We start from the raw sequence: 6,888 nt of genomic DNA on the forward strand, positions 1-6,888 counted from the left end.
CCGTCGTCGGCAGCGTCAGATGTGTATAAGAGACAGGGAAAGGCCCGGTCGCTGACGCGACCGGGCCTTTGTTTCAGTAACCGTGCCAGTGGCGGTGGTGGTGCCAGCCCCAGGGTCCATGCGGACGACGGTGCCATCCCCAGGGGCCTCGCGGGCCGTGGTGCCAGCCGCCCGGCCCCCGGTCGAAGCCATGATGGCGGAACCCCGGACCCGGGCCGTCGTCACCGAACGGCTGCGCGGCGGCACCGCCCACCCCGACGCCGAGGAGCGTCAGCGCCAGGGCGCCGGCCAAGGCGGTTTTCTGCAAAAGCGACACGTCTCGATCTCCTGCTTGTGACACGGGAGCCAATCGGCGGCAGCGGCTTCGGTTCCGCCAAGCCGCGGCCTCGTGGCCCTTTCTGTGACAAAAAAGTCGCACGCGCCGCCAGAGACCTCTTCCGGCCGGGCCGGTCTGCTCCCATCTAGAGAAGGACGACGGCCTTCGGGCGTCGGACCAGACTGGCCGCCGCCTCGCTTCGGGAGGCAGGCGGCTCATGGAGGCAGACACATGAACCCAGAAAAATTCACCGAGCGGGCCCGGGGCTTCCTGCAGGCGGCGCAAACCATCGCCCTGCGGGACAACCACCAGCAGTTCACCCCCGAGCATCTCCTCAAGGCGCTGCTCGACGACAAGGAAGGCTTGGCCTCGGGCCTGATTGAGCGGGCCGGCGGCCGCGCCGGCGAGGCGCTCGCGGCCACCGAGCTGGCGCTGTCGAAGCTGCCGAAGGTCGGCGGCTCCGGGGCGGGGCAGGTGTACCTTGCGCCCGCGACCGCGCGGCTCCTCGATCAGGCGGAACAGATTGCCGAGAAGGCGGGCGATTCCTTCGTTACCGTCGAGCGGCTGTTGCTGGCGCTCGCAATGGACAAGGCGGCCGAGGCCGGCCGCATCCTCGCCCAGGCCGGCGTTACCCCGCAGGCGCTGAACGGCGCCATCGCGGACCTGCGCAAGGGCCGCACGGCCGACAATGCCTCGGCCGAAAACAGCTACGACGCGCTGAAGAAATACGCCCGCGACCTCACCGAGGCCGCCCGGGCCGGCAAGCTCGACCCCGTGATCGGCCGCGACGAGGAGATCCGCCGCTCGATCCAGGTTCTCAGCCGCCGCACCAAGAACAACCCCGTGCTGATCGGCGAGCCGGGCGTCGGCAAGACCGCCATCGTCGAAGGGCTGGCGCTGCGGATCGTCAATGGCGACGTGCCTGAAAGCCTGCACGACAAGAAGGTGCTGGCGCTCGACATGGGCTCGCTGATCGCGGGCGCCAAATATCGCGGCGAATTCGAGGAGCGGTTGAAGAGCGTGCTGAGCGAGGTGACGGCCGCGGAAGGTGCCATCATCCTGTTCATCGACGAAATGCACACGCTGGTGGGCGCCGGCAAGGCCGATGGCGCCATGGATGCCTCGAACCTTTTGAAGCCGGCACTGGCGCGCGGCGAGCTGCATTGCATCGGCGCCACGACGCTCGAGGAATACCGCAAGCACGTCGAGAAGGACGCGGCGCTGGCACGGCGCTTCCAGTCCGTGTTCGTGTCGGAGCCGACCGTCGAGGACACGATCTCGATCCTGCGCGGCCTGAAGGAAAAGTACGAGCTGCACCACGGCGTGCGGATCGCCGATTCCGCCATCGTGGCGGCCGCCACCCTGTCAAACCGCTACATCGCCGACCGTTTCCTGCCCGACAAGGCGATCGACCTCGTCGATGAGGCGGCGTCGCGCCTGCGCATGCAGGTCGATTCGAAACCCGAGGAGCTCGACGAGCTCGACCGCCGCATCGTGCAGCTGAAGATCGAGCAGGAAGCGTTGAAGCGGGAAACCGACGCGGCCTCGCGCGACCGTTTGCAGCGCCTCGAAGGCGAGCTCGACGGGCTGCAGGAGCGCTCGGACGCGCTGACGCTGCGCTGGAAGACCGAAAAGGACAAGCTCGGCTCGGCCACCAAGCTGAAGGAGCAGCTCGAAGCGGCCCGCACCGAACTCGCCCAGGCGCAGCGCCGCGGCGAATACCAGCGCGCCGGCGAGCTGACCTATGGCCGCATCCCCGAGCTCGAGAAGACACTCGCCGATGTCGAGAACGCGGCGTCCGACCGGCTGGTCGACGAGGCCGTGACGCCCGACCGCATCGCCCAGGTGGTGTCGCGCTGGACCGGCGTGCCGGTCGACAAGATGCTGCAGGGCGAGCGCGACAAGCTGCTGAAGATGGAGGAGGCGATCGGCCGCCGCGTCGTCGGCCAGCCCGAGGCCGTGCGCGCGGTTTCGACCGCGGTGCGGCGCGCGCGCGCCGGGCTGCAGGACCCGAACCGGCCGATCGGCTCCTTTATGTTCCTGGGGCCGACCGGTGTGGGCAAGACGGAGCTGACAAAGGCGCTCGCAAGCTTCCTGTTCGACGACGAGAGCGCGATGGTGCGCATCGACATGTCGGAATATATGGAGAAGCACTCGGTTTCCCGCCTCATCGGGGCGCCGCCCGGCTACGTCGGCTACGACGAAGGCGGGGCGCTGACCGAGGCCGTGCGCCGCCGCCCTTATCAGGTGGTGTTGTTCGACGAGGTCGAGAAGGCGCATCCGGATGTCTTCAACATCCTGCTGCAGGTGCTCGACGACGGGCGGTTGACCGATGGCCAGGGCCGCACGGTCGACTTCCGCAACGTGCTGATCATCATGACCTCGAACCTCGGCTCCGAATATCTCGCCCTGCAGAAGGACGGCGAGGATGTGGAAGCCGTGCGGGACGAGGTGATGGGTGTGGTGCGCGGCCACTTCCGGCCGGAGTTCCTCAACCGGATCGACGAGATCATCCTGTTCCACCGGCTCAGGCGGGAAGACATGGGCGCCATTGTCGACATCCAGCTCGGCCGGCTCGACGGTCTGCTGGCCGATCGCAAGATCACGCTCGCCCTCGACGGCTCGGCCCGCGAATGGCTGGCCGAACACGGCTACGATCCGGCCTATGGGGCGCGCCCGCTGAAGCGGGTGATCCAGAAGGCCGTACAGGACCCGCTCGCCGAGGGCATCCTGTCGGGTACGGTGCGGGATGGCGAGACCGTGCCGGTGACGGCCGGGATCAAACGCCTTCTGGTGGGGGCGGATGATGTGGAAGACGGGTCCACCGCGGCTCTGGGCGCCCGGCGCACACTCAACTGACCGGCGCCCCATCACGGCGGGCGCCTCGGCCTAGCTCCAGGTCGCTCACTTGCTCAGGTGGGCGACCTGAATTGCCTGATTGAACATGGCATTGAGGGATGCCGTAATGTCGGCATCGGTTGACGCGGTGTAGAAGAAGCCCGACGTCGCGCAAGCCTGCAGATTGGCCGAGACCTGCGGGACGAGGCTATTGACCGTAGTGGTCTCGCCCTGGTTGGCGCTGCCGACCGTGAGGGTCACGTAGGGAATGTAGAGGATCGAAAGAGTGACCCCAGCGTTCTTCAATTGTGTGCAATAGGTCTGGCTGAACAGTTGCGGGCTTGATCCGTCAAAACCCGCAGTGACCGGCGTCTTACCATCGCTGCCGACATAGCTCTTGAAGGCCGTATTGGGGTTGCCGACGTAGCGGTAGATCGATCCCGACTGCGAGTCGTAATGCTGGCCATTGTCCATTCCGTCAGTGACCAGGAACACAAACGGCTTCGGATAAGACGAGGAGGACCCGTCCCCGAAGACTTTCACGAGGCCCTGCATACCAGGCAGCGCGGATTCGAAATGTGTGCCGCCGCTGCCCGTGCCGGTGGTCGGGTCGGTATTGGTGTAGAACTGGGTCACACCGGTATCCAGGAGCGACGTCAATTTCAGGGGCGGGCTCGAGGAGCAATCGGCCGTCGTTTGCAGGGATGCGATGTTGGTCGTCAGGTCCGCCAGCGTAGCGATCTGCGTGACGAACGGGAAGATGCCGACCCGATATTGGTTTGTGACAGTTGGGGAAGCGGCCCGGACCAGGAGTCGGCAGAGCGCACTATTCACCGAGCCTGACCGGAGCAGAAGCGACGTGGAGAGGACCTGCTTGTCGTTCACATAGGTTCCGCTCGGGCCGGCCTTCTTGGTGTATCCGGTGGTGGCGATGTTGTAGCCCCAATTGCCCGCTCCCTCGGAGGCGAGCTTGCTGTCGGCGAAGTGGCAGGCGAACTGGCAACTGCCGTTGACGTTGGCGAGGGTCGTCTGATCGGCCGATGAGGTGGGAATGCCCATCGACCCCGATTCATCCACCATCAGATAGAAATCGATGTAGCTAGGCACGTCGGCGGATGCGGCAGAGGTACCTGCAACCGCGATGCTGCTGCGCCCGAACATGCGGCCGAACTGAGCTATGGTGGAGGTTTGGTAGCTGACGGCCGACGAGAAGGTCTGATTGCTGCGCGTCAGTGTGATAATGGGGGTCGGCACGGTCGAGAACGACACGCTGCCGGCATTCACCGCATAGGCCCGATAGGCCCGGTCGAGGCCGGCCGCAATCGCCAGGGCCGTGAGGTTCGCGCTGGAAGGGTTTTGCGCCACATAGGCTTTGGCTGTGGATACGGCTGCAAGGGCCGCAGCATCTGCGGCGTTGTCGAGCTTCGACTTGGCGCTGAGCGCAATGCCGTAATCAGTGCCGAGCCCGACCATCCCGATCAGCGGAACGAGGCAGAACCCGAACAGGATTGCGACGTTGGCGTCGCGCCCACGGCCAAACCGCTTCAGGACGTCGAGGGGCATGTGGTCGCTATCCCGGTGGGATTGGTGGCATCGAAGCCGATCGTTGTGACGTATCGGGGCTGCACAAATGCCGAGCGGGTTATGGTGATAGGTCCGACGAAACCGGCACCGAAAGTCGGCGTGAAGGTGAACCTCACGTCGACAACGACGACGCTTCCCGGCCCGTAAAGCGAGCGGGGCAGACCAGTCCGGTTGTAAGGCGCCCCATTGTCGATCGGGTTCTGCGAATGGCCACAAGGCCTATAGGCGCCGGAAGGGGTGCCGGTGCTGGTCCAATCGACGTTGGACGTGTAGCACCCGCTGAGATCGGCCCCGATGCAGATATTGTTGTTTGGAGTGAAGGACACGCTGGCCATGCTGACCAGGAGGTCCGTGCGCCAGGCGATGCCTTGCCGCTGCGAGTCGGTCATCACGTATGGAAAAATTACAAGGGCGGCATCGTAACTAAATTCAAGGTCGGTCGAATTGATGGTCGCCGTGGAGTTGGTGCTGATCGCGGGCGCGGCCTGGGACAACATCTCGCTCACCGACGTGGCGACCTGCTGCACCTTGCGAGTTGCATTGATATAAACGACGACCTGGCTGCCACCGAGCAGCAACACCAACAAAATCGGCAGCACGATCGAGAACTCGACGGCAGAAGCAGCGTCCTCGTCACCACCAAAGGCTACGAGGCTGCGCCGTAGGACGCGCATCAATATTGCTCGTTGCGGAAAGCCGCGGTGGAGACCGCCATATAGGCTGCAACGCCATTGTAGGTTTGGCTGCTGAAGAGGCTGGTGACGAAGCTCGGTAGAAAGGTGATCGGATAGATCACCTGCAGATATTCGTAAGATCCTTGCACGCCGACACTATATTGCGCCACGCTGTTGGAGAGCTGGGGGATCACGAGCCCGGCTGCTCCGCTCTTAACGAAGCTGTAGTAGCCGCCGGGGCTGGTCGCCTCCGTAGCGGTCCAAAGATTTACGATCGTGTCGCCGCAAGAAAAAATCGTTGGCAAATTGACGCAAACGACTTGTTGGCGAAACACGGCCGCCGAGTAGGCGCCCTTCTGCACGGTCCCGTTCATGACTTGGCGCGCCGCCATGTCGGTCGCATGATCAAGCTGCTGTTGCAGGAAGATGACCAGCGCGACGCCGAGTGTGAAGGTCAGCGTGAGGATGAACACAACGGAGACGAGTGCAAATTCCACCGCCGCCGCCCCACACCGATCGGCGCCGAACACCGCCATGGTGGCTCGCGGGCCTGAAACCTGGACGACGGCCCGGGGGTCAAGGCGCGGCTGGTCTCTCAATCGGCAGGGAAGGTGCGAAGTCACGCTGAAGATCCGCAACTGGTTGAGCTTGCAGTTTGCCTTCGACCTTCTTCCATTTGGTTAGCTGCGCAGCTTTTCGATCATTAACGCTTGGGAAGGTTACCGGCACAGCCACGGCCCTTGCCCGTCATGGCGCCGACGCGCTAACCCCGAGGCGACACCGGAGTACCGCATGCCTGTCGAACAATCGTCTGCCCCATCCCCGCCAACCCTGACGATCTGCGGCCTGGCCGAGATCGCGGGGCATGGCGGACGGGCCGTGACCCATGCCTTGTCGCTGCTCGATCCCGGCACGCCCGAGCCGGATGGTTTTGCGGCCTATGGGCCGCACCATCGCGTCACGCTCAGCTTCCATGACGCCATCACCCCGGCCGAGGGCACGACATTGCCGACGCGGGACGATGTGGCGGCCATCCTGGCCTTCGGGCGCGACATCGCGGCGCCGGCCGGAGGCGACGCCCAGCACCTGCTGGTGCATTGCCACATGGGCATCTCGCGCTCGACCGCCGCGATGGCGATGCTGCTGGCCCAGGCCGAGCCGGCGCTCGACGAAGATGCGGTGCTGGCCCGCATCGCAACCGAGCGGCCGCAGGCCTGGCCCAATTCGCGGATGATCGGCTTCGCGGACGAGTTGCTCGGACGGCAGGGGCGCTTTACGGCCGCACTCGGGCGGCTTTACGCCCGGCGCCTCGCCGAAGCACCGGAGATCGCGGCCTTCATGCACGCCAACGGCCGCAGCCAGGAGATCAGCCTGGCCGAGGCCGGCGCCCGTGACGCCGCGCCGGGAGCCGGCTGACCCATGCGGGCCCCGCCGCGCCCGAGCCGGCCCGCCCTGGTGACGGCGCTGCTGCTCGGC

The 6,888-nt window shown here is 65.4% G+C and carries 6 protein-coding genes; 2 read left to right on the plus strand and 4 right to left on the minus strand.

Features of this window, described 5'->3' with window-relative positions:
* Nucleotides 1-73: 73 nt before the first annotated feature.
* Complete coding sequence (locus P7D22_RS21830) at nucleotides 74-316, minus strand: hypothetical protein (RefSeq protein WP_319936368.1); 243 nt, start codon at nucleotides 314-316, stop codon at nucleotides 74-76.
* Between the two features lie 231 nt (nucleotides 317-547).
* Here P7D22_RS21830 and clpB point away from each other — a divergent pair, with 231 nt between their 5' ends.
* Nucleotides 548-3,175 carry an ATP-dependent chaperone ClpB gene (gene clpB / locus P7D22_RS21835; RefSeq protein ID WP_319936369.1) on the plus strand — a complete coding sequence of 876 codons (2,628 nt, stop codon included), beginning with the start codon at nucleotides 548-550 and terminating at the stop codon, nucleotides 3,173-3,175.
* Nucleotides 3,176-3,220: 45 nt separating this feature from the next.
* On the opposite strand, the gene P7D22_RS21840 is transcribed toward clpB, so the two are convergent.
* From P7D22_RS21840 to P7D22_RS21850, 3 genes are read right to left on the minus strand one after another with little or no spacing between them, the layout of a single operon-like run.
* Nucleotides 3,221-4,717 carry a TadE/TadG family type IV pilus assembly protein gene (locus P7D22_RS21840; protein ID WP_319936370.1) on the minus strand — a complete coding sequence of 499 codons (1,497 nt, stop codon included), beginning with the start codon at nucleotides 4,715-4,717 and terminating at the stop codon, nucleotides 3,221-3,223.
* Nucleotides 4,699-5,412, minus strand: coding sequence for a TadE/TadG family type IV pilus assembly protein (locus P7D22_RS21845; RefSeq protein WP_319936371.1), 714 nt, complete (start codon nucleotides 5,410-5,412; stop codon nucleotides 4,699-4,701). The genes P7D22_RS21840 and P7D22_RS21845 overlap by 19 nt, the downstream gene beginning before the upstream one ends.
* Nucleotides 5,412-5,948 (minus strand): TadE/TadG family type IV pilus assembly protein, encoded by a 537-nt coding sequence (locus P7D22_RS21850; protein WP_319936372.1) that lies wholly within the window; start codon nucleotides 5,946-5,948, stop codon nucleotides 5,412-5,414. Before P7D22_RS21850 ends, P7D22_RS21845 begins: the two co-directional genes overlap by 1 nt.
* Nucleotides 5,949-6,204: 256 nt before the next feature.
* Here P7D22_RS21850 and P7D22_RS21855 point away from each other — a divergent pair, with 256 nt between their 5' ends.
* Nucleotides 6,205-6,828, plus strand: coding sequence for a tyrosine phosphatase family protein (locus P7D22_RS21855; RefSeq protein ID WP_319936373.1), 624 nt, complete (start codon nucleotides 6,205-6,207; stop codon nucleotides 6,826-6,828).
* Nucleotides 6,829-6,888: the final 60 nt, after the last annotated feature.

The sequence above is a fragment of the Lichenihabitans sp. Uapishka_5 genome, assembly GCF_033947565.1.
Classification (GTDB): Bacteria; Pseudomonadota; Alphaproteobacteria; order Rhizobiales; family Beijerinckiaceae; genus Lichenihabitans.